This window comes from Burkholderia sp. SIMBA_062, from assembly GCF_046534765.1.
Lineage (GTDB): Bacteria > Pseudomonadota > Gammaproteobacteria > Burkholderiales > Burkholderiaceae > Burkholderia > Burkholderia ambifaria.
This window is the reverse complement of record NZ_JAWRYD010000058.1, coordinates 1-21913: the sequence shown is the minus strand read 5'-3', so window position 1 is coordinate 21913 and position 21913 is coordinate 1. Positions and strand designations below refer to the sequence as shown.

The 21913-nt window shown below is 66.4% G+C and carries 15 protein-coding genes and 1 pseudogene; 8 read left to right on the top strand and 8 right to left on the bottom strand.

What is annotated here, in order from left to right; genetic code table 11:
* From SB786_RS34570 to SB786_RS34555, 4 genes and pseudogenes are all read right to left on the bottom strand, one after another.
* Positions 1 to 703 (bottom strand): annotated as a pseudogene (locus SB786_RS34570) (IS3 family transposase); the annotation flags it as partial.
* 67 nt (positions 704 to 770) lie between these two features.
* Entirely contained in the window at positions 771 to 1841 is a 1071-nt protein-coding gene (locus tag SB786_RS34565; protein ID WP_410731345.1) for a phospholipase D-like domain-containing protein, read from the bottom strand.
* 3 nt (positions 1842 to 1844) lie between these two features.
* Positions 1845 to 4790, bottom strand: coding sequence for a type VI secretion system Vgr family protein (locus SB786_RS34560; protein WP_410731344.1), 2946 nt, complete (start codon positions 4788 to 4790; stop codon positions 1845 to 1847).
* Between the two features lie 405 nt (positions 4791 to 5195).
* A complete protein-coding gene (locus SB786_RS34555) occupies positions 5196 to 6230 on the bottom strand; it encodes a substrate-binding domain-containing protein (protein WP_410731343.1) in 1035 nt (344 codons plus the stop codon).
* Positions 6231 to 6400: 170 nt separating this feature from the next.
* On the opposite strand from SB786_RS34555, the gene SB786_RS34550 reads away from it, so the two are divergent.
* Together SB786_RS34550 and SB786_RS34545 are read left to right on the top strand one after the other, a co-directional pair.
* The gene (locus tag SB786_RS34550; RefSeq protein WP_410731342.1) at positions 6401 to 7981 is read left to right on the top strand and encodes a glycoside hydrolase family 68 protein; all 1581 of its coding nucleotides are present in this window, start codon (positions 6401 to 6403) and stop codon (positions 7979 to 7981) included.
* A gap of 153 nt (positions 7982 to 8134) precedes the next feature.
* Positions 8135 to 9769: a glycoside hydrolase family 32 protein gene (locus tag SB786_RS34545; RefSeq protein WP_410731341.1), complete on the top strand. Its 1635-nt coding sequence runs from the start codon at positions 8135 to 8137 to the stop codon at positions 9767 to 9769.
* Positions 9770 to 9833: 64 nt separating this feature from the next.
* On the opposite strand, the gene SB786_RS34540 is transcribed toward SB786_RS34545, so the two are convergent.
* Positions 9834 to 10583, bottom strand: a complete 750-nt coding sequence (locus SB786_RS34540) for an SDR family oxidoreductase (RefSeq protein ID WP_410731340.1) — start codon at positions 10581 to 10583, stop codon at positions 9834 to 9836.
* 146 nt (positions 10584 to 10729) lie between these two features.
* Positions 10730 to 11647: a LysR family transcriptional regulator gene (locus SB786_RS34535; protein ID WP_410731339.1), complete on the bottom strand. Its 918-nt coding sequence runs from the start codon at positions 11645 to 11647 to the stop codon at positions 10730 to 10732.
* Positions 11648 to 12049: 402 nt separating this feature from the next.
* Here SB786_RS34535 and SB786_RS34530 point away from each other — a divergent pair, with 402 nt between their 5' ends.
* Genes SB786_RS34530 through SB786_RS34510 form a run of 5 tightly spaced genes read left to right on the top strand, consistent with a single transcriptional unit; the run spans position 12050 to position 17322 of the window.
* The gene (locus tag SB786_RS34530; RefSeq protein ID WP_410731346.1) at positions 12050 to 12748 is read left to right on the top strand and encodes a TetR/AcrR family transcriptional regulator; all 699 of its coding nucleotides are present in this window, start codon (positions 12050 to 12052) and stop codon (positions 12746 to 12748) included.
* Entirely contained in the window at positions 12745 to 13707 is a 963-nt protein-coding gene (locus tag SB786_RS34525; RefSeq protein WP_410731337.1) for an HlyD family secretion protein, read from the top strand. The genes SB786_RS34530 and SB786_RS34525 overlap by 4 nt, the downstream gene beginning before the upstream one ends.
* Positions 13704 to 14675: an ABC transporter ATP-binding protein gene (locus SB786_RS34520; RefSeq protein WP_410731336.1), complete on the top strand. Its 972-nt coding sequence runs from the start codon at positions 13704 to 13706 to the stop codon at positions 14673 to 14675. Before SB786_RS34525 ends, SB786_RS34520 begins: the two co-directional genes overlap by 4 nt.
* Entirely contained in the window at positions 14672 to 15826 is a 1155-nt protein-coding gene (locus SB786_RS34515) for an ABC transporter permease (RefSeq protein WP_410731335.1), read from the top strand. The genes SB786_RS34520 and SB786_RS34515 overlap by 4 nt, the downstream gene beginning before the upstream one ends.
* Before the next feature lie 11 nt (positions 15827 to 15837).
* Positions 15838 to 17322: an efflux transporter outer membrane subunit gene (locus SB786_RS34510; protein ID WP_410731334.1), complete on the top strand. Its 1485-nt coding sequence runs from the start codon at positions 15838 to 15840 to the stop codon at positions 17320 to 17322.
* 162 nt (positions 17323 to 17484) lie between these two features.
* Here SB786_RS34510 and SB786_RS34505 read toward each other — a convergent pair whose 3' ends face one another.
* Positions 17485 to 18702: a porin gene (locus tag SB786_RS34505; RefSeq protein ID WP_410731333.1), complete on the bottom strand. Its 1218-nt coding sequence runs from the start codon at positions 18700 to 18702 to the stop codon at positions 17485 to 17487.
* A 471-nt stretch (positions 18703 to 19173) separates the two neighbouring features.
* Positions 19174 to 20238 (bottom strand): phytoene/squalene synthase family protein, encoded by a 1065-nt coding sequence (locus SB786_RS34500; protein ID WP_410731332.1) that lies wholly within the window; start codon positions 20236 to 20238, stop codon positions 19174 to 19176.
* A 358-nt stretch (positions 20239 to 20596) separates the two neighbouring features.
* Here SB786_RS34500 and SB786_RS34495 point away from each other — a divergent pair, with 358 nt between their 5' ends.
* Complete coding sequence (locus SB786_RS34495; RefSeq protein WP_410731331.1) at positions 20597 to 21742, top strand: glycerophosphodiester phosphodiesterase; 1146 nt, start codon at positions 20597 to 20599, stop codon at positions 21740 to 21742.
* Positions 21743 to 21913: the final 171 nt, after the last annotated feature.

Below are 21913 nucleotides of genomic sequence, written 5' to 3'. Positions count from 1 at the left end.
ATGTAAGTGATGTCCGAGGTGAACACCTGATTCGGCTCAGCAGGCGCGAACTCGCGATTCAACAGATTCGGCGCAACCGGCAGCTTGTGCTTCGAATCGGTCGTTACCCGGTAACGGCGTTTGTGTCGGGCCCGGATACCGTTTTCCCGCATCAGCCGTTCCACACGCTCCTTGCTGGCAGGATAGCCTCGATCGCGGATTTCCTCGGTCATGCGCGGCGAGCCGTATGCACCCTTGGCCTCGGCGTGCACTGTCCGAATCAGCGTCAGCAATTGCGTGTCCGTCAGTCGCGTTCGCCCCGGGATACCGCCGCGCTTCCACGCGCGATAGCCGCTCACGCTGACCGACAGCACGTAGCACAACGACGACAGCGCATATTGCCCGACCTGCCGCTCGATCCAGGCATACCTCACAGCAGGTCCTTCGCGAAGTATGCTGCCGCTTTTTTTGCGATCTCAAGCTCCATCTGCAGGCGCTTGTTTTCCGCTCGCAGACGAGACAATTCCATCTGCTCCGGTGTGACCGGCTTCGCTCCGGCGCCGTTGAGCTTGCCCGACGCCTCGGCCTTCACCCAGTTGCGAAGCGTCTGCTCAGAAATGCCCAGCTCGCGGGCCACTATGGCCACTCCCTGGCCATCCTTGACCCGCTGTACGGCCGCCAGCTTGAACTCCGCCGTGTACACCTGTTTCGGTACCTTGAACATGCCTGATTTCCTTCCTTTGCGTCGAGTTTATACACGACCTCTTGGAAGGCGAAATTTCAGGGGAAGCTCACTGCGACATGACACGGGTGTCGCCACCCGGATCGATTCGCACCTTCAGTCGCGTGTGCAGACCCTTGCGTTTCTCCGCAAGGCCTTGTCCTGTTGCATCGTCCCACGCCTGACAGAAATTTTCGTTCAGGTAGCGCAGCACCGGTCCTGTCACCCACGCAGAGATATCCTGCCATGGCGAAAGCCCGTTGCGGCCCGTCGTCGGCGTCTTGCGCACGTAGCTGTGATCGTTCGTGTCCCAGTACTGGTCGAGCATGTTGTGCCCCATGACGAAGCCACGCGCATTCTCCGGGTCTTCGTAATCGACAAGCACCATTTTCTGGTGATGCGTCGGTTCGGCCAGTCCCATCGATGCACTGTTCTGCGCGCGCGTCATCACATCACGGTCCCGGTCCTTTCCATGCCAGAACGTATGCCACGCGATTTCGGCGCGATTGACTGCACTGAAACCGCGTGTGGCAAAGTCGATGTTTTTGAATGCTTCCTTTTGGTACAACGCGCCCTTGGCCGCGATATACACATCGCGCGGCCCTGCCGGTAGGTTGAGCGAAACGTTGTGCAGGTTCGCGCGCCGGTACCATTCCTCATCGATCTTGCGCTGCTGATCGGTCTGGTAGTCACGCGACATCATCGAGAACTTCTCATAGGCGGAATCCGGCAACCGTCGTTTAACGTCCGTCGCGATGTCGTTGCCGGGCATGTTGTTTTCGCTGAGTTCCGACACAAAGGCGGGATCGCGCCAAACCAACAACCGCACCTTGACGCCAGCCTCCCCCTTCTGGCGCAGCAGCTCCCCAATGCCAACTCCCTGGCCGTCACGCCTGAACATCATCGAGGGCTGGAAACCCCAGCAAATGATATCGATGGAATGCCGCGCCTTCGAAATCTGCTCGTACACGTGACCAAATGCTTCCTCGCCGTTCACAAGCGGACGAAAGGTCGCGGCAGCAGGGTTGTATTCGGTCTTTTGCACGAACCAGCGGAAAGTGACGGTTCCGCTGTTCGTGTGATTCAGCGCGATGGGCGTCGTTGCGATGAAGGCATTCGAAGCAGGTGAACTGTTTGCCATGAACTATGCTTCCGAAGAGGGATTGAGCAGATCACCATAAACCTGCCGGTGCACGGCGCGATCTGCCGCTGCGGCGCCGGTGTCCGACTGTCCCTCATGGAACTGGATGCCCCGGTTCGCGAGCCCCCCGTTTACCGCGTCGCGGTACTCGCCTGGTACCGGGATGTCGTGCCGGTCACCGTTTGCCAGTTCAAGCGTGTATTTCTGCGTCGCCACGTGGTGATCGATAGGCAACTGCCCGGACTTATCGAACACACCTTGCTTGACCAGCGCACCATCGGCATACAGCTTGTAGGGCATGCCGGTCGGGATCGCGCCGGTCGCCGCAGGCGACGCAAACGTGTTCAGCGACAGCTTCTGAACCGGCGAATCCTTGAACGCCGGGTTCGTGATATCGACTCGTGCAGGGCCGGCGAACGAATAGCTGGCTGCCTTGAAGTCGATCTTGCCTGGCGAGTGGATATTAATGCTGCCGTCTTGGTTGATCTGGATGATCGCGCCGCCGCATAAGATCCTGACTTCCTTGCCGGAGGCGACTTCGATGACATCCGTCACGGACCGAATGTGCAACGCCAACTGAGCCGCCAGATCGATCACGCCCGCATGCGCGTGAATATCGATGTCGCCCTTGCCGGCGATTGCCTTCATGCCGCCGTTCTGCGCAAAGAGGCTGATCAGGTTGAGCGCCGCGACGATCAACGACTGTCCCGACGCGACAGTCGTGGTCTGGCCGCTCACGAGATTGATGAGTTGATCTGCCGCGAGATGCACCGACTGCTGCGTTGAGGCCGCAATTCCCGCTGGGCTATCCAGCAGCATCACGGGTTCCTTGAAAGCGTTCGCTGTGCCCGTCCCACCACCCGAGGTGCGCCCCCCTTTGGCCTCAGGTGTCTGCGGCAATTCCAGTGCGTCCGCGAAGTGCTTCAACGCGTCGTGGCCTGATTTGAGGTCCGCTGCCTGATGCCCCTTACTGGCTTCCGACAACGAATCGACCAAATTCCCCGCACGGGACAATTGCTGGCTTGCCTCGCGCACGTCCAATTGTTCAGCATCCGGCGACTTGTGCTGCGTGCTGATCGCCATCCCCTGATTCGCCCGCATCGCACCGAACGCATCAGTATGGAGTTTGTAACCAATTCCGCGATAACCACCCCGCGTATTGCCCGTCTGGTCAATCAGGTACCCTTGATGGAACAGGTGATAGGTGCCTCCGGTATAACTCGTCAGTCGCTGGCCGCCCTGATGCATGGAATCGTCGTGGATCAGTGCGTTGTACGCACCGGTATTGCCGAAACCGCGCGACTGCTGGCCCGACTTCAGTACATCCGAATGCCACGGCTGCTGAGTGGTCCCGCCAGGCAGCCTACCCAGCACGAACGGGCGATCACAGTCGCCTTGCCAGTAACCGATAGCGACCCATTCGCCCTTACGCGGCACATGAACCGCACCGTAGCCGTCACCGGTGTCGCCCTGCATGACGCGCATCCACGGCGACGTGTTGTACTCGTCCGGCTTACTCTGCCGGTCCCATGCGAATCGGCCACGAATCTCGTTGTTCTTGTTCGTCCAAGCTTCCTCGCCGTTCGGTGCGCCGACCAGCAGATGCTCCACCTGCATCACCGGCTTCTTGTGTTCGAGCGGACTACGGTAGACGACATCGGCACGCTGCGCTTCGGTCTTCATCAAGAAGAAGCCGACGGAACCGTCATCCGCATGCGGCCGTGACACGGACGCGTGTTCGTATTCCGCCTGAACGCGGTCGAACTCCGGTTGCAGGCTGAACGGAAACGCTTCCGACTGACGGGCTAACGGCACGTTGTTCAGGATGAACCAGTGCATCTCGACCGCCAGAAACGTCCGGTCCTTCGAATCAGGTGCATCGTGACGCGGATGGTCGTTCAGCACGAAGCGCGAACCAGCATCGAGCCAACGCACCCCGCCGACGCCGATAAAACGACTGGCCATCGCCTCCCATGCTTGCGTCCGAATCCGCGCACGGCGGGCACCGCTGTCGGAGTCCGGATAGCCCAACGTCGTCGGTTCATACACCGTCGCCGGAACGCCGGGAACACTGAGGGTTTCCTTGTCACGGTAATGCTGGACCGTGTATGTGGTCGCCTCCATCAAACTACCCGCCGCGAAGCTGGAACCCGGTCGATCCTGATCGAACGAAGTGGACTTGAATTCCGTTGGCTGCGCGGTCTGCTGCATCACCCACTGCGTCAAGCCATCGATTTCATCGCCCGCATTGCTCCGGGAATACGTGACATCGTGCGCTTCCGGCAACGTCGAGACGCTATCCACGATCACCAGCGTGGTCTTCGGCGGTTCGTTGTCCTTGACGGGTGCATGCTCCCAATAGAAGTACCACCCCTCGTCTTCCAGCAAGCGTTGAACGAAATTCAAGTCCGATTCGCTCTGCCGCGTGTAAGTGCGAGTACTGGGCTGGGTGCTCAGATTGAACCGGTAGTGCCCGCGCAACTGGGGGTATTTGTCAAAGACGGTGCTGATGCTGTGGACGGCGTTCGAGTCCAGCCAGTAATAATCGTCACGACCTTCACCCAGGAAGAACAGGGCCGACGCAAACTCGATCTGGTACAGCGAAAGCGCGCCGTCGGCTCCCAACCGCCTGATCTGATGCACGAAGCCGTGAATCGGTCGGTATTCCACGTTAGAGAAGGAAGCCGCCGGTTGCTGAATCAGTAACGACACCTGCTGATGCATCAGTGCGAGCAATTCGATGTCGTCGCGCGTGGATACCGCATCAACGGTCCAGCGATAGTCGCGGCCAATCTTCGAGCAGCCTTTCGCACGAACTGGGGTGAGTACGTTATCGCCCAACGGGGTGCGCAGCGTCAGCAAACGACCATGCTGCATGAGGCCGCGGTTAATCGCGTCGAAGATGTCGCCGTATCTCAAACTCCCCGAATCCGTGGGTCCGAGTGCCATCTGTTCTTATCCTTGTCTCTCAGGTTCGACCGTCACAAGGATGCAACGCAAAAAGGACGGTCCGCGGTCGCGAATACTGCCGCTCGCGCGAGTTTATCCGGAATAAGGCAGATACGTGACATAGGCTGGATTCGTCGGCCGTTTGTTTGACGATTTTTTACGCACGCTCCGGAAGTAATTCATCGAGCCACAAAGGATTGCGTTTCTTCTTTCGTTTTACTTTCATCGCTTTGCGGGTTCGTAACACCTCGGCGGGAGGCAAGCGGCCCAGCGACAAGATGCCCGGGGGCTGGCATTTCGGCACGATTGCCGGCAGCAAGTCGTTACCGAGAAATTCACGGAGCCGCATCCGGGCGTCTGCAATGACGCAGCACACCGAATACAGCGATTCTCCGTCTCGGAAAACTACCCCTGCACCGGCCCGTCCGTATCCCCAGCCTCGATCACCGGCATCTCGAGCCGCTGGCCGCGCACGCCGTCCACGAGCAACCCCAGCATCAGATCCGCCAGCGCGCGTCCGGACGCCTGTCCGGTCGGCTGCACGACCGCCGTCACCCGATGCGGATGCGCGACCTCCGGCGGCACGCCGTCATAGACGATCAACGACATGTCCCGCCCGAGGCGCACGCCACTCTCGACCAGCGCACGGAACGCGCCGCCGCCCGCGATATTGTTGTCGACGAGCAGCGCCGTCGGCGGTTCGGCCCGTGCGAGCAACGTCCGCACGCCCTGCTGCCCGCCATCGCGCGTAAACGCACACTCGACGAGCAGCGCCGGATCGGGATCGATGTCGGCCTCGCGCAGCGCCGCGAGAAAGCCGGCGCGACGCTGCATCGCGAAATTGAGCGACAGCGGCGCGCTGATCATCGCGATGCGGCGATGGCCAAAGCCGATCAGGCGCCGCACCGCATCCCGTGCGCCCGCTTCGTTGTCGAAATCGAACCACGCGTAGGGCTCGACGGCCTGCGTGCGGCCATACGCGACGTACGGAAACGCATTCGACCTCAGATACGCGAGGCGCGGATCGTCGACCAGCGTGCGCGCGACGATCAGCCCGTCGACGAGCTTGCCGTCCACGAGCCGTCGATAGGTGTCGAGCTCGGCGTTCGGCCGCGCGGACGCGATGATGAAGTCGAGATTGCGCTCCGCCAGCCGCTCGGTGATGCCCGCGACGACTTCGCCGAAGCGCGGATCGCCGAGATCGCCCGCCCCGAACGGATAGACGATACCGATCGCATCGGAGCGCCCCGTCGCCAGCCGGCGCGCGGTCGGGTCCGCGACGTAACCGAGTTCCCGCGCGGCCTTCATCACGCGTTCGCGGGTCGCCTCGCTCACGTCGTCATAGCCGTTCAGCGCGCGACTGACCGTCGTGCGCGACAGCCCGAGCGCGTCCGACAGCGCCTTCAGATTCACCTTCACGTCGCTCCTCGCGTTAGGCATGCCAGTCGGCCATTCCCCGCTTGCGCGGCAATTATTGCCGATTGGTAGTTATTACCGTCAAATATTTATCTTTTGACGTCCAAACCGGTTTGAAATAGCATCCAAACCGGTTTGGACATCGATGCCACCTTCAACCGTTCCCTTTCACCGTCAACGGAAACAAAGCCGACATGACTTATTTTCCTTTTTGCCGCGCGACTGCGGCCAAACGTTTGCTGTTCGCCGGCGCCGCACTGGCCGCTTTCGCGTCCGCCGCGCACGCGCAGACCGCCGGGGCGCCCGCGCCGACGCCGCACACGCAGCAGGCCTACGACCCCGAGGGCAACTTCACGATGCGCTGGACCCGTGCGGACATCCGCCAGATCGTCGCGCAGTCGCATACGGCCGGCGCCGACAGGAATTCGCTGCCGCAAGCGCTGTCGATGCCGGACATTCCGCAGGACTTCCCGCTGATCAACTCCAACGTGTGGGTGTGGGACACCTGGCCGCTGGCCGACCTGCGCGCGAACCAGCTCAGCTACAAGGGCTGGGAAGTGATCTTCTCGCTGACCGCGGACCCGCACGCCGGCTACACGTTCGATGATCGTCACGTCCATGCGCGCATCGGCTTCTTCTATCGCCGGGCCGGCATTCCCGCGTCGCAGCGGCCGGCGAACGGCGGCTGGACCTGGGGCGGCCATCTGTTCCCGGACGGCGCGAGCGCCAAGGTGTTCGGCACGTCGCCGATGACCAACAACGCCGAATGGTCGGGCTCGGCGCGCCTCACGCACGGCGACAACGTCAGCCTTTACTACACCGCGACGTCGTTCAACCGCTCGGCGCCCGGCGGCGCCGACATCACGCCGCCGCAGGCGATCATCACGCGCGCCGACGGCCATATCCAGGCCGACGACAAGCACGTGTGGTTCACCGGCTTCGACGATCACAAGGCGCTGCTGCAGCCGGACGGCAACTACTACCAGACGGGCCAGCAAAACACCTACTTCTCGTTCCGCGATCCGTTCGTGTTCACCGATCCCGCGCATCCGGGCAAGACCTACATGGTGTTCGAAGGCAATACGGGCGGCCAGCGCGGCGCCCGCACCTGCACCGAGGCCGACCTCGGCTACGCGCCGAACGATCCGTACAAGGAAGACCTGAACGCGGTGATGAACTCGGGCGCAGTGTATCAAAAGGCCAATGTCGGCCTGGCGGTCGCGACGAACCCGCAGCTCACCGAATGGAAGTTCCTGCCGCCGATCCTGTCCGCGAACTGCGTCGACGATCAGACCGAGCGTCCGCAGATCTACCTGAAGGACGGCAAGTACTACCTGTTCACGATCAGCCACCGCACGACGATGGCCGCCGGCGTCGACGGGCCTGACGGCGTCTATGGCTTCGTCGGCAACGGCATCCGCAGCGACTACCTGCCGCTGAACGGCGGCAGTGGACTCGTGCTCGGCAACCCGACCGACTTCTCCGCGCCGGCCGGTGCGCCGTATTCGCAGGACCCGAACCAGAACCCGCGCGAGTTCCAGTCGTATTCGCACTACGTGATGCCGGGCGGGCTCGTCGAGTCGTTCATCGATGCGATCGGTCCGCGTCGCGGCGGCACGCTCGCGCCGACCGTGAAGGTCAACATCAACGGCACGTCGACGGCAGTCGACCGCGGGTACGGACGCGGCGGCCTCGGCGGGTACGGCGAGATCCCGTCGAACCTGCCCGCGACGGGCGCCGGTCACAACGACGGCGGCTCCGGCACCCGGCCGTAACGGCCGCGGCCGCTGGCCGCCAGTTCGGCGGGTGCGCATTGCGCGTGCCGCGTGTGCGCCCGCCTTTTTTTGTTCCGCAGATCGCGCATGTCGCCGCTGTACGCGGCATGCGCCCTTCCTTCCCGCTTCGCGCAACGAAGCACGGAACCCCGCATGAAATCGACGTTTTCCCGCTTTTCCTTCCGGTTCGCCTGGCTGCTCGCATGTGCGGGCGGCATGCACGCAGCACACGCGAGTTGCAGCGCGCCGCCCGCGAGCGCGACGCCACAATGGCGACCCGCCATCCATTACACGCCGCAACGCAACTGGATGAACGATCCGAACGGCCTCGTCTACGAAAACGGCCGCTATCACCTGTTCTACCAGTACAACCCGCTCGGCCACGACTGGGGCAACATGTCGTGGGGCCACGCGACCAGCACCGACCTCGTCCACTGGCGCGAGCAGCCGGTCGCGATGCGCGCGAACGCCACGGAGGAAATCTTCTCCGGCTCGATCGTCGCCGATACGCACAATACGTCCGGCCTCGGCGCGCCGGGCGAGACGCCGCTCGTCGCGCTCTATACGAGCGTCTACAAGGCCGGTTCCGGTCACGCGCCCGGCACGCAGGCGCAGTCGCTCGCATACAGCCTCGACCACGGCGCGACGTGGCAGCCCAATGCGCGCAATCCGGTGCTCACGCTCGACCCGGAATCGAAGCAGTTCCGCGATCCGAAGGTGTCGTGGTACGCGCCCGGGCACTACTGGCTGATGACGGCGGTCGTCGCCGACGCACATGTCGTGAAGCTTTACCGTTCCGACGATCTGATCCACTGGTCGTTCCTGAGCGACTTCACGCTGCCGGACGTGCCGCATGCGGGCGCACTGTGGGAAATGCCCGACCTCGTGCCGCTGCCTGTCGATGACGATCCGCGACACATCAAGTGGGTCATGATCGTCAACGTCAACCCGTGGTCGATCGCCGGCGGCTCCGGTGCGATGTATTTCGTCGGCAATTTCGACGGCCGCACGTTCGTCCCCGACCGCGTCGCGCCGGCCGGCTCGGACCCCGCGCAATTCCGCTGGGTCGATCACGGCGCCGATTTCTATGCGGCCGGTACGTTCTCGGGCGCGCCGGGCGCACGCCCTGTCGCGATCGCGTGGATGAGCAACTGGGACTATGCGGCGAAAGCGCCGACGGCACCCTGGCGCGGTGCGATGACGTTGCCGCGCGAGTTCGCGCTGAAGACGACCAACGGCGAACCCACGCTGTTCGTGACGCCGGCCACCGCGTTCGATGCGTGGGCCGACGGGCGGCCCGCCGTCCACGAAGGCGATCTGAGCGTCGAGTCGGCCACGCGCGCGCTGTCGGCCGCCACGCGCGGCGTCGTTCAGCGCATCACGGTGACGATCGAGCCACGGCGCGCGGCCCGCGCCGGGTTGATCGTCCGCGGGTCGGCGGACGGCGCGATCGGCACCCGGATCGTGTACGACACCGCGAAGCGCACGCTGACGCTCGACCGTTCCCGCTCCGGCGCGACGGATTTCGCTGGCACCTTCAGCCGCGAGCACATCGTCGATCTGCCGCTCGAGAACGGACGATTGCAGCTTGAGATCGTCGTCGATCGCGGTTCGGTCGAAGTGTTCGCGAACGGCGGTCGCGTAGCGCTCACGGACCTGATCTTTCCGCCCCGCGACGCGGACCACGTCGCCGTGTTCGCCGAGCATGGCAGCGCGACGTTCTCGGGGCTGACGGTGACGCAGCTCGACACCGGTAACGCAGCCCGTGACGCCTGCGCATCGCGCTAGCGATACGCATTGACGGCGGGGCTGCGCCGCCCGACGAGGCGATGCAGCCCTGCCGGTTTCACGCTCAGAGCAAGCCCATCCCGCCCGACGCGATGATTTCCGCGCCGACGATAAAGGCGGACTCGGGCGCGCTCAGGTGCAGCACCGTCGACGCGATTTCGTCCGGCGTGCCGAACCGGCCGATCGGGACGAGGCCCCTGATCTTGTCGGCCGTCTCGTCGAGCGTCGCCGCATCGAGGCCGAGCTTGCCGTACAGCGGCGTCTGCACCGGGCCGGGGCTCACCACGTTCACCCGCACGCCGTGCGGCAGCAATTCCGTCGATAGTGTCTTCGCGAACGAATTGACGGCCGCCTTGCTCGCCGCATACACGGACGAACCCGGCATCCCGATGTGCGCGTTGATCGACCCGTTGATCACGATCGACGCGCCGCGGTTCAGCAGCGGGACGAGCGACTGGATCTGGAAATACGCGCCCTTCACGTTGGTGTTGAACACGAGGTCCCACATCGCCTCGTCGCTATCCGCGAACGGCGCGAGTTTCGCGACGCCCGCGTTGATGAACACCGCGTCGAGCCGCACGCCGGACGCCGCGAGCGCGTCCGCCAGCGCCCGCGCCGACGCGACGCTGCCGGCCTCGTTGCGGATCGCGAGCGCGCCTTCGCCGAGCGTTTCGCGTGCGGCGGCAAGCGTCTGCTCGTCGCGGCCGGTGATGACGACCCGCGCGCCTTCGGCCGCGAATGCCCGTGCGGCCGCCAGGCCGATGCCGCTGTTGCCGCCCGTGACCAGAACCGTCTTTCCTTCGAAGCGTTGCATGATGTTCTCCTGTGAACCGGTGAGTTGACCGTGAACACAGGATGCGCTCGGCGCCCGGCCGTGCCGTGCGATCGGCACGGCAGACATGTTCGAAATTTTCGAACATGTTCGCGGAAGGCTCCTGCGTCGCGTGCCCCCTCGCGCACTCAGCCCGACACGTCGATCCCGTCGAGCAGCCGCTGCGCGAGCCGCGGTTCGCGCAGTTGCTCGAGCCACCATTGCAGCGCGCGGCCGTCGCGGTCGCTGCGCCATGCGACATACAGCACGTTCGGTTCGCGCGGATCGGCCGTTTCCTTCTCCACGAGCTCGCCGCGCGCGAGCAGCGACGCGACGCGCCGGCGCGGCACCCAGCCGACGCCGAGCCCGTCGCGCTGCGCGAGGATCTTCGCGCGCATCGACGGCACCGCGAGCACCGCCTGGCCGCCGAGCAGCCCGTACACACGGCCGACCGACCGCCGCGACGAATCCGCGACGACCACCGCGCGATGCGCGCCGATCGCGTCCCGGGTGAGCCGCTCGGTCGCCGCCGCCAGCGGATGGCGCGGCGATACCGCGAACACCCATTCCATCGCGCCGAGCTCGAACCACTTGAAGCCGGCAATCGCCGGCGGCTCGTTGGTCGCGCCGACGACCAGGTCCCCGCGGCCATCGCGCAGCGCTTCCCAGGTGCCGCCGAGCACTTCGTGCGTGAAACGCAGCGACACGCCCGAATCGAGCGCATCGAACGCGCGAACGACCGGCAGCAGCGTATCGAACTCCAGCACCTCGTCGCTGACGATCGACAGCCGGTCCTCCCAGCCGCTCGCGACCTGCCGCACGCGCTGCGTGAGCCGTGCGACGTCCAGCGCGACGCGCGACGCCTCGTCGGTCAGCAGCTGGCCGGCCGGGGTGAGTTGCAGCCGGTAGCCGCGCCGGTCGAACAGCAGCGCGTCGAAGCGCGTTTCGAGCTGCCGCGCGGTGTGCGACACCGTCGACGTCGCCTTGCCGAGCCGCGCGGCCGCGCGCGACAGGCTGCCGGTGGCGCGGATCGCATCGAGCAGCGCCAGTTCGTCTTCGGACAGCATGGGGGGAACTCCGGTCGGGGACTGTGGAGGATCGTAAGGCAGCGACGGGCGGCGGTCCAATTGAATGGCGAGGTGCCGCGCGGGCGCCCACCGCTGAATTCGCCGATGGATCGGTGACGACGTTTCAGGCGCGCGTGCCGTGGCGGGCGCGCGCGTGCTTCGCGAGTGATTCCCCGCCGCTTTCCGCTTTCCGCTTCCGTGCCGATGCGTCACCGGTTTCGGCCGGTTCCCCTCCGCCGCTTCCTCATTAGCTGCTCCCTACACGCCGCCACCCGCGCACGTCCCTGCGCGGCGCCGCCTCCCCGCTCGCGCGCACCGCCATTCGGCCCATTCCTGATCGCCATCAACGCGCGCGAAAACCCTTCCTTGAAATTAACTAACTCATCAATTAGCGTCGTCTGCATGAACGCGAAATCCACCGTCGCCAGGCCGCGCGGGCGCCGCCCGTCGGTGGAGGACTTCGACCTGCGCGATCACATGCTCGACGTGGCGATCCAGCTGTTCGCCGAGCACGGCATCGCCGCGACGACGGTCGCGCAGATCGCCGCGGCCGCCGGCGTCACGTCGGCGATGGTCCACTACTACTTCACGAATCGTGAGCAACTGCTCGACGCGATCGTCGAGGAACGGCTCGCGCAGGTGATCGCGTTCGTGTGGCGGCCCACCGCGCCGCAGATCGAAAACGATCCGTTCGCGCTCGTCGCCGAACTCGTCGACCGGTTCTTCGACGTCACGCATCGCATGCCCTGGCTGCCGTCGATCTGGCTGCGCGAGATCGTTCACGAAGGCGGGCTGCTGCGCGAGCGGATGGTCCGCCGCATTCCGCTCGAGCATGTCGGGCGTTTTGCCGAACGCATCCGCGCCGCGCAGCAGGCCGGCACGCTGAACCCGTCGCTCGAACCCGCGTTCCTGTTCCATTCGATCATCGCGCTCGTCATGCTGCCGCTCGCGACCGCGAAGCTGTGGCAAAGCGCGCGCGGCCTGCCGCCGATCGATCGCGACGTGCTGCATCGCCACGTCCGCGCGCTGCTCGGCTCCGGCATGCAGCCGCCCGTCACGTCGCCGGATGCGCGCGCTCGCGCGCCCCGGAGGCCGTCGTGAGCGCGGCCCGCGTGGTGCCGCTCGCGCTGGCCGCCGCCGCGCTGCTCGGCGGTTGCGGACGGCCGGCAGACACCGGCACGACTTACCAGGGCTATATCGAAGGCGAATTCGTGTACCTGTCGTCGTCGCAAGCGGGCACGCTGACCCAACTGTCGGTCGAACGCGGCCAGGCCATCGCGGCCGGTACGCCGGTGTTCGCGCTCGAAGCCGTCAGCGAAACGGCCGCGCTGCAACAGGCGCAGCATCAGCTCGCGGCCGCACGCGCGCAGCTTGCCGACCTGCAGACCGGCAAGCGCCCGCCGGAAGTCGCGGTCACGCGTGCGCAGCTCGCGCAGGCCACCGCGCAAGCGGCGCGGGCCGCCGCGCAACTCGCGCGCGACGAACGCCAGTACGCGGCCGGCGGCCTGTCGAAACAGCAGCTCGACGATACGCGCACGTCCGCGCAGACCACCGCCGCGCAGATGCGCGAGCTGCAGAACCAGGTCGATGTCGCGCGTTTGCCGGGCCGCGCGCAGCAGGTGGCCGCCCAGGCCGCGCAGGTCGACGCCGCGCAGGCCGCCGTGGCCGAAGCGCAATGGAAGCTCGACCAGAAGCGCATCGCCGCGCCCGCCGACGGACGCGTGTACGACACGCTCTACCGCGTCGGCGAATGGGTGCAGGCCGGCAATCCGGTCGTGCAGATGCTGCCGCCGCGGAACCTGAAGGTGCGCTTCTTCGTGCCGGAGGCGGCCATCGCGTCGCTCGCCCCGGGGCGCACGATCGCGATCCACTGCGACGGCTGCGCGGCCGACGTGCCCGCACGCATCACCTACGTGTCGAGCGGGGCCGAGTACACGCCGCCGGTGATCTACAGCAACGAGAGCCGGAGCAAGCTCGTGTTCATGGTCGAGGCGCGCCCGGCGCCCGTCGACGCGCCGAAGCTGCATCCGGGCCAGCCCGTCGCCGTGAGGGTGCGTTGAACGCGCCGGCCGCTCCGTACGCGATCGACGTCGACCGCCTGAACAAGCGGTTCGGCGACAAGCACGTCGTGAAGGACGTATCGCTGCGCGTCGCGCGCGGCGAAATCTTCGGCTTTCTCGGGCCGAACGGCAGCGGCAAGACCACGTCGATCCGGATGATGTGCGGCCTGCTCACGCCCGACTCGGGCAGCGGCACCTGCCTCGGCTACGACATCGTGCGCGACAGCGCACAGATCAAGCGGCGCGTCGGCTACATGACGCAGCGCTTCTCGTACTGGGAAGACCTGTCGATCCGCGAGAACCTCGATTTCGTCGCGCGCGTGTACGGGATGCCCGATCGCCACGCAACCGTCGCGCGCGCGCTCGACGGGCTCGGTCTCGCGAGCCGTGCGGATCAGCTCACGGGCGCGCTGTCCGGCGGCTGGAAGCAGCGCCTCGCGCTCGCCGCGTGCATGCTGCACGAGCCGGAGCTGCTGCTGCTCGACGAACCGACCGCCGGCGTCGACCCGGCCGCGCGCCGCGACTTCTGGGAAGAGCTGCACCGGCTCGCCGCGCAAGGGATCTCGGTGCTCGTCAGCACGCACTACATGGACGAAGCCGAGCGCTGCCACAAGCTCGCGTATATCGCGGCCGGCGAACTGCTCGCACAGGGCACGTCGGCGGAGATCGTCGCGTCGCAGCATCTGTCGACCCGCACGATCACGGGCGGGCACCTGACCGAACTGTCCGCGCAACTGCGCACGATGCCGGGCGTCGATCAAACCGTCGTGTTCGGCGCCGCGCTGCACGTGAGCGGCCGCGATCGCGCGCTGCTCGACGCGACGCTCGCGCAGGTGGCGGCGCAGGTCGGCGCGCGCACGGACGGCCGCGCATCGCTGCAGATCGCGCCGATCGACACCGGGCTCGAAGATGTCTTCATCTACATGATGGGCCGTGCCTCCGGGCCGCCCGGCGGAGCGTCGTCATGAACGCGTGGGCGGGCCTGCGCGATTCGTTCTCGATCGCGCGCTGGTGGAGCATCGTGCTGAAGGAATTCCTGCAGCTGCGCCGCGATCGCGTCACGTTCGCGATGATCGTCGGCGTGCCGATCATCCAGCTCGCGCTGTTCGGCTTCGCGATCAACACCGATCCGAAGCACCTGCCGACCGCGGTGATCGTCGCCGATTCGAGCCCCTTCGCACGCAGCTTCATCGCCGCGATGCGCAACTCCGCGTACTTCGACATCGTCGCGACGCTGCCCGACGAAGCGGCCGGCAGGCAGGCGCTCGCGCGCGGCGACGTGCAGTTCGTGCTGAGCGTGCCGGCCGATTTCTCGAAGCGGCTGCTGCGCGGCGAGCATCCGTCGCTGCTCGTCGAGGCGGACGCGACCGATCCCGTCGCGACCGCGTCGGCGATCGGTGCGCTGACGGGTCTCGTGCAGCCCGTCGCGGACAAGGACCTGACAGGCCCGCTCGCGCACCTGAACGGCCGCCCGGCCGCGTTCGACGTCGTGCTGCACCGCCTGTACAACCCCGAAGGCATCACGCAGTACAACGTCGTGCCGGGCCTGATGGGCGTGATCCTGACGATGACGATGGTGATGATGACCGGCCTCGCGATCACCCGCGAGCGCGAGCGCGGCACGATGGAAAACCTGCTCGCGACACCCGTGCGGCCGCTCGAGGTGATGACGGGCAAGATCGTCCCGTACGTGTTCATCGGGCTGATCCAGGTGTCGATCATTCTCGCGGCCGCGCGGTACGTGTTCGAGGTGCCGTTCGTCGGCGGTGTGTTCGCGATCTACCTGGCCGCGCTGCTCTTCATCGCCGCGAACCTGACGGTCGGCATCACGCTGTCGTCGCTCGCGCAGAACCAGTTGCAGGCGATGCAGCTCGCGGTGTTCTACTTCCTGCCGAACATCCTGCTGTCGGGCTTCATGTTCCCGTTCGCCGGGATGCCGAAGTGGGCGCAGTTCATCGGCAACCTGCTGCCGCTCACCTACTTCAACCGCCTCGTGCGCGGCATCCTGCTGAAAGGCAACGCCTGGGCCGACCTGTGGCCGTCCGTATGGCCCGTCGCGCTGTTCACCCTCGTCGTGATGAGCGTCGCGCTGCGCTTCTACCGGCGCACGCTCGATTAGGGGCCCGCGCGATGAAATCGGCTTCGCGTCGCCCATCCTACGCTGCCCGCGGCGGCGCGCTGGCCGCCATTGCGCTGCTCGCCGGATGTGCGCTGGGGCCGGATTTCCGCGCGCCGGAGCCGCCGGCCACGCAGCAGTACACGCGCGATGCGGCGCCCGCGACCACGGCCGCCGCCGGCCCGGCCGGCGACGCGCAGACGTTCGCGTCGTCCGCGCATACGCTGCAACGCTGGTGGACGCAGTTCGGCTCCGAACCGCTCGACCGCCTCGTCGACACCGCATGGCGCAACAGCCCGACGCTCGCCGAGGCGCGCGCGCGGCTCGACGAAGCGCGGCAGAACCATGCGGCCCAGGCCGGCGCGACGATGCTGCCGCGCGTCGACGCGAACCTGTCCGCCACGCGCGAGAAGGTCGACGTCGCCGCGTTCGGGCTGCCCGCCAACGTGCCGAATCCGGGGCCATTCACACTGTATGACGCGTCGGTGAGCGTGTCGTACGCGCTCGACGTGTTCGGCGGCAACCGGCGCGCGCTCGAAGCGCTGCGCGCCCAGGTCGACTATCAGGCGTATACGCTCGACGCCGCGCGCCTGACGCTTGCGGGCAACATCGTCGCGACCGCGATCCTGCGCGCGTCGCTCGCGCAGCAAGTCGCGCTCACGCGGCAGCTCGTCGACGCGCAGACGCGGCAGCTGCGCATCGTCGAAGCGCGCTTCGCGGCGGGGGGCGTGTCGCGGGCCGACGTGCATGCGCAGCGCGCGCTGCTCGCGCAAACGCAGGCATCCCTGCCGCCGCTCGCCGCCCGCCACGCGCAGGCCGGGCACCGGCTCGCGATCCTGCTGGGCGCGCCGCCATCCGGCGACGCGCTGCCCGACCTCGCGCTCGACGCACTCGCGCTGCCTCGCACGCTGCCGGTCGCGCTGCCGTCGACGCTCGCGCGCGAACGGCCCGACATCCGCGCGGCGGAGGCCGTGCTGCACCAGGCGAGCGCGAACGTCGGCGTGGCCACGGCGAACCTGTATCCGCGTTTTTCGATTTCGGCGGGGATCGGGTCGGAACGCACGCGCATCGCGGATATCGTCAGCGGGCTCAATGTCTGGAACGTCGGGCTCGGCCTGACGCAGCCGCTCTTTCACGGCGGCGAACTGCGCGCGAGGAAACGCGCGGCCGAAGCGGCGTACGACGCCGCGTTCGCGAGCTATCGGGAAACCGTGCTGCTGGCGCTTCAGCAGGTGGCCGACGCGATGCGCGCGGTCGAACACGATGCGGCCGAATTGCAGGCGAGAGACACCGCTACGCAACAGGCGGCGGCCAGCCGCGCGATTGCCGGCGACCGCTATGCGGCGGGCGGAATCAGCCTGATCGACCTGCTCGATGCACAGCGCCAGGTACTACAGACCGCGCTCGAGCGGACCCGTGCGCAAGCCGACCGGCTTGCCGATACGGCGGCGCTGTTCCAGGCGCTGGCGGGAAACTGGACGGATGATTCGCACCGCTGACCGGCACGATGGCGCGACGATGCATCGCCGGACGCGGCCGGACCCACACCGCACCCGCGCCATGCGCTACGCGCCCGCCGCGTACCGACGAAAAAAAACCGGCCCGAAGGCCGGTTTCTTCATACCGCATGCCGTGAGCGGCGCTCGCGCGCCGCGCGACATTTAGAAGCGGTGGATCAGGCCAACGCCGGCGGCGATCTGGTTCTGCTTCGAACCTGCGCCCACGCCGTCGCCCGTCGACGTCGTCGCGAGGATCACGCCGCCCGTCGGGGTCAGCGTGTTGCCGCTCGCGTGCTGATAAGCCTCAACTGCGTACAGGCCCGTGCGCTTCGACAGGCTGTAGTACTGCGACAGCGTGACCTGATGGTACTTGGCCGAGCTCGAGATGCCGTTCGACTCGGTCGCACGCGTGTACGAGTAGCCTGCCGCGAAGTCCCACTGCGGCGCTGCCTTCCAGTGCAGCACGGCGCCTGCCGTGTTGAAGATTGCCGTGTTCCTGAAGCCCGACAGCGTACCCGGGATGTATTGCACGTTCGAGTACGAAACCGAAACGTCCCACGCCGGCGTGAACTGATAGCCTGCCGTCACGGCGAGACGCTGTTGCGCCTGTGCCGACTTGTAGCCGTTGTTGATCGACGACACGGCCTGCTCTGCACCGTTGCCGCTCGTGTCCAGACCGTTCTGCGCGGTCGAGTTCGCGCCCCACACACCGCCGCCGAGCGTCGCGTTGTTGATACGCTGGAAGCCGACCGCGATGCCTGCCGGGCCGTTCAGGTACTGGACCGCCGCGCTCCACGTCGAGCCGCGGTTCACGCTGCCTGCAACGCCGCCGAACGAGTACGAACCGCCGACCGTGAAGCCGTAGAACTTCGGCGACATGTAGACGAGCGAGTTGTTCGCGCGGTAGCTGGTATCCAGCGAATCGATATCACCCGGGTGCGCGCCGTAGTAGCCGGTCAGCCAAGTCGTCGGGCTGTACGGCGACAGCAGCGTGTAGTACGCGGTGTACTGGCGGCCTGCCGTCAGCGTACCGTACGTCTGGTTGCTCAGGCCGACCCATGCCTGACGCGTGAAGATGCCGTTCGTCCATTGCGACGAGCCGTTGTTCGCGTTGAAGCCGGCTTCCAACTGGAAGATCGCCTTCGTGCCGCCGCCGAGGTCTTCGCTGCCCTTCAGGCCGAAGCGGCTGCCTGCCCAAATGCCGGTGGCCATCTGCACCTTCGAGTGACCGCCCGTGGTCGCGCCGGTTGCCGACGAGTTGTTCTGCCAGGCGATAGCGTTATCGACGATACCGTACAGGGTGACGCTGCTCTGGGCGTGGGCTGCGGTAGCGGCTGCGAGACCCACTGCCGTCATGGCGAAAGCGACGCGCTTTTTCATTGATTCTCCGTCCTCAAAGAGTGATTTCTTTTCTGGTGTGGTTTTATGCACATGTGCGAGTACATGCCGGTGCGATTCTGACGGATTACCAATCGTTTCCCAATACGCCCAGTCGGTCATCGTATGATCGACGCAACGCACGGGTTCACCAAACGGTTACATAACACCTGAAAACGCTTACGCGGCGGGGATTTCCGGCATTTCCCGGTGAAAACCCTAGCTTTACATTTTTACGGGTGCATCGCGACCGAGCGATGTTGTCAGACGCCTCCGGCACGTTTGTTCCGACCAATGCGCAACCCGCGATCGACACCGCGATTCGCATCGCCGCGCAGGATCGCTTACGTTCATGACACCCACGTTTCGGGAAGGGAAATTTGAAAACGTTTCAGCCCGTACGGAGGAGATCGGACGGAGCGGCCCGGCGAACGCGGGCCGACGGAGGATGCCGGCGCCTCGCGCCGGCGGCATTCAATGCGACCCGGCTGGCGCGATCCGCGCGTTCACCGCGTCGACCAGCGCGTTCATGCGCGCACGGATCGCCGCGTTCGAACCGACGAGCGCGAGCGACGACGCCATGATCCGGTAGACCCGCTTGCGCGGCACCTTCGCCGGCCGCGCCGGATCGAGCCACGCGTCGTGGCCGGCCAGCAGTTCGAGCGTTTCGAGGCCGATCATGATCGGCCACAGGCACGCGAGCCGCAGACGCACGAAGCGGCGCGGAATCGCCAGCGTATAGAGGCACGCGTCGCGATACTGCGCGAGCGTCGCGCGCAACAGCTCGACCAGCACGCCGCGCGCGCGGGCCGACGCGTCGGGCGACATCAGGTCGGCGACGCCGATGCGATGCTCGGCCAGCACGTCGTCCGGCAGGTAGCAGCGGCCGATCCGCAGGTCCTTCGCGCAGTCGCGCAGGATGTTGGTCATCTGCAGCGCCTTGCCGAAACGGATGCCTTTCTCGCGCATGTCCGCGAAGTCCCAGCCGCGCGCGGCCCGCGTGTGCGCGCCGGTCATGTCGGTCCAGAATTCGCCGACGCAACCGGCAACCAGATACGTGTAGCGATCTAGTTCGTCACGGTTCGGCAGCGACGCGACCTGCCCCGACTGCTCGTCGGGGAACGTGCGCAGGTCGAACTCCATCCCCGACGTCAGCGTCGCGACGACCTTGCGGATCGACGCGCGGTCCGCGTCCGGCTGCGCGCGCAGCAACGCAAGCATCGGCTTCATCGAGGCGAGCAGCACATGCTCGTGCGAATCCGTCTGCATCCGCGTCACGTCCTCGAGCGCGCGCGACAGCGCCGCGCCGTCGCCGAGCCGCTCGATCTCGTCGCGCAGGTCGGTCAGCAGCGCCGCGCGGCGCTCGGGCGCGACGAGCGCCGTGTCGGCGATCGTGTCGGCCGCGCGCGCGAGCAGGTAGGCCAGGCCGACCGGCTCGCGCATGCCGTCGGGCAGCACGCGCAGCGTCAGGTAAAAGGAGCGGGAAACGTTCTTCAGCAGGTCGCCGAGCAGGTAGGCGGGATCGGTATGAGTCGTCATGGGTCGCTAAAAATCGGCCGGCGCGGGCCCCGGACGCACGCGGTGCCGGGGTGCCCGCGCCGGCCGCGAGTCGCCGCATCGTCGTGCGCGGGCAGGCGTCGGCCCGGCGCGGCGATGCAAAAGTCCCGCAAGTTTAGTGCATCCGGCGCGGCGGCTCCCTACGCGGGGCCGAATCGCGCGGCGCACACCGCCGCGTGTTCCGCCGTCCCGCCCGTTTGCCGCCACGACAAAATCGAAAGGCGAAAGTAATACATATGTAATGATCCGGTGCGACGATCGCGTCCCGTTCGATCCCGTTCAATCCGTGCCGCCGGATCGAGCGTCCTTTCACCGACTTCCGTTCCGAAGGTTCACCGCCATGCTCTTCACGCGCCCGACCGCCCTGCGCTGCATCCCGTTCGCCTGTGCCGCCGCCCTTGTGCTTGCCGCCTGCGGCGGCGGCGACGTCTCGGCGTCCGATCCCACGCATCCGATCTCCGCGAAGGTCCAGGTGGTCGGCCATCGCGGCGCGAGCGCGCTGCGCCCCGAACACACGCTCGCGTCGTACCGCAAGGCGATCGAGGACGGTGCGGACGTGATCGAGCCCGACCTCGTCGCGACCCGCGACGGCGTGCTCGTCGCGCGCCACGAAAACGAAATCTCGGGCACGACGAACGTGTCGACGCTGCCGCAGTTCGCGAGCCGCAAGGCGACCAGGACGATCGACGGCACGCAGCTGACCGGCTGGTTCACCGAAGACTTCGCGCTCGCGGAGCTGAAGACGCTGCGCGCCCGCGAGCGCATTCCGCAGATCCGCCCGGCGAACACCGCGTACAACGACCAGTTCGAGATCCCGACCTTCGACGAGATCGTCGCGCTCGCGAAGCAGATGTCCGCGCAGACCGGCCGCACGATCCATCTGTATCCGGAAACCAAGCACCCGACCTACTTCCAGTCGATCGGCCTGCCGCTCGAGGATCGCGTCGTCGACGCGCTGCTGAAGGATCCGTACACGGCGCGCACGGCGACCGTCTACATCCAGTCGTTCGAGGTCGCGAACCTGAAGACGCTCCGCAACCGGATCAAGTCGAGCCAGCCGAACTGGAAGCTCGTGCAGTTGATGGACGAAGCCGGCCAGCGTCCGTACGACTTCGTGAAGGCGAACGACAAGCGCACCTATGGCGACCTGTCGACGCGCGACGGAATGCGCGAGATCGCGTCCTATGCGAACGGCGTCGGGCCGTACAAGACGTCGATCATCGCGGTGGCCGCGGACGGCACGCTGCAGCAGCCGACGCCGTACGTCCGCTATGCGCACGAAGCCGGCCTCGTCGTGCATCCTTACACGTTCCGCCCGGAGAACAACTTCCTGCCCGCGTCGCTGAAGGACGGCGGCACGCCGGCCGCGCGCAACACCGCGGGCTCGGTGCGCGAGATCCAGGCATACCTGCGCGCGGGCATCGACGGCTTCTTCACCGACGATCCGGCCGTCGGCCGCACGGCTGTTGATACGTTCAAGCGCTGAACCTTCTGAACGCGCGGCTACCGGGCGCGGCGCACGCCGGGCCGCGCGCCGGGCCCCGCGCCGGTTGTCGGGCGCCGGGCGCCGGGCGCCGGGCGCCGGTTGCCGGTTGCCGGTTGCCGGTTGCCGGTTGCCGGTTGCCGGTTGCCGGTTGCCGGTTGCCGGTTGCCGGTT

Bases quoted from the DNA above. Each gene is read 5' to 3' on its own strand.
- SB786_RS34565 (WP_410731345.1), bottom strand. From the start codon at position 1,841: ATGGCAAACAGTTCACCTGCTTCGAATGCCTTCATCGCAACGACGCCC.
- SB786_RS34505 (WP_410731333.1), bottom strand. From the start codon at position 18,702: ATGAAAAAGCGCGTCGCTTTCGCCATGACGGCAGTGGGTCTCGCAGCC.
- SB786_RS34500 (WP_410731332.1), bottom strand. From the start codon at position 20,238: ATGACGACTCATACCGATCCCGCCTACCTGCTCGGCGACCTGCTGAAG.
- SB786_RS34510 (WP_410731334.1), top strand. From the start codon at position 15,838: ATGAAATCGGCTTCGCGTCGCCCATCCTACGCTGCCCGCGGCGGCGCG.
- SB786_RS34550 (WP_410731342.1), top strand. From the start codon at position 6,401: ATGACTTATTTTCCTTTTTGCCGCGCGACTGCGGCCAAACGTTTGCTG.
- SB786_RS34515 (WP_410731335.1), top strand. From the start codon at position 14,672: ATGAACGCGTGGGCGGGCCTGCGCGATTCGTTCTCGATCGCGCGCTGG.
- SB786_RS34560 (WP_410731344.1), bottom strand. From the start codon at position 4,790: ATGGCACTCGGACCCACGGATTCGGGGAGTTTGAGATACGGCGACATC.
- SB786_RS34535 (WP_410731339.1), bottom strand. From the start codon at position 11,647: ATGCTGTCCGAAGACGAACTGGCGCTGCTCGATGCGATCCGCGCCACC.
- SB786_RS34555 (WP_410731343.1), bottom strand. From the start codon at position 6,230: ATGCCTAACGCGAGGAGCGACGTGAAGGTGAATCTGAAGGCGCTGTCG.
- SB786_RS34545 (WP_410731341.1), top strand. From the start codon at position 8,135: ATGAAATCGACGTTTTCCCGCTTTTCCTTCCGGTTCGCCTGGCTGCTC.
- SB786_RS34540 (WP_410731340.1), bottom strand. From the start codon at position 10,583: ATGCAACGCTTCGAAGGAAAGACGGTTCTGGTCACGGGCGGCAACAGC.
- SB786_RS34530 (WP_410731346.1), top strand. From the start codon at position 12,050: ATGAACGCGAAATCCACCGTCGCCAGGCCGCGCGGGCGCCGCCCGTCG.
- SB786_RS34495 (WP_410731331.1), top strand. From the start codon at position 20,597: ATGCTCTTCACGCGCCCGACCGCCCTGCGCTGCATCCCGTTCGCCTGT.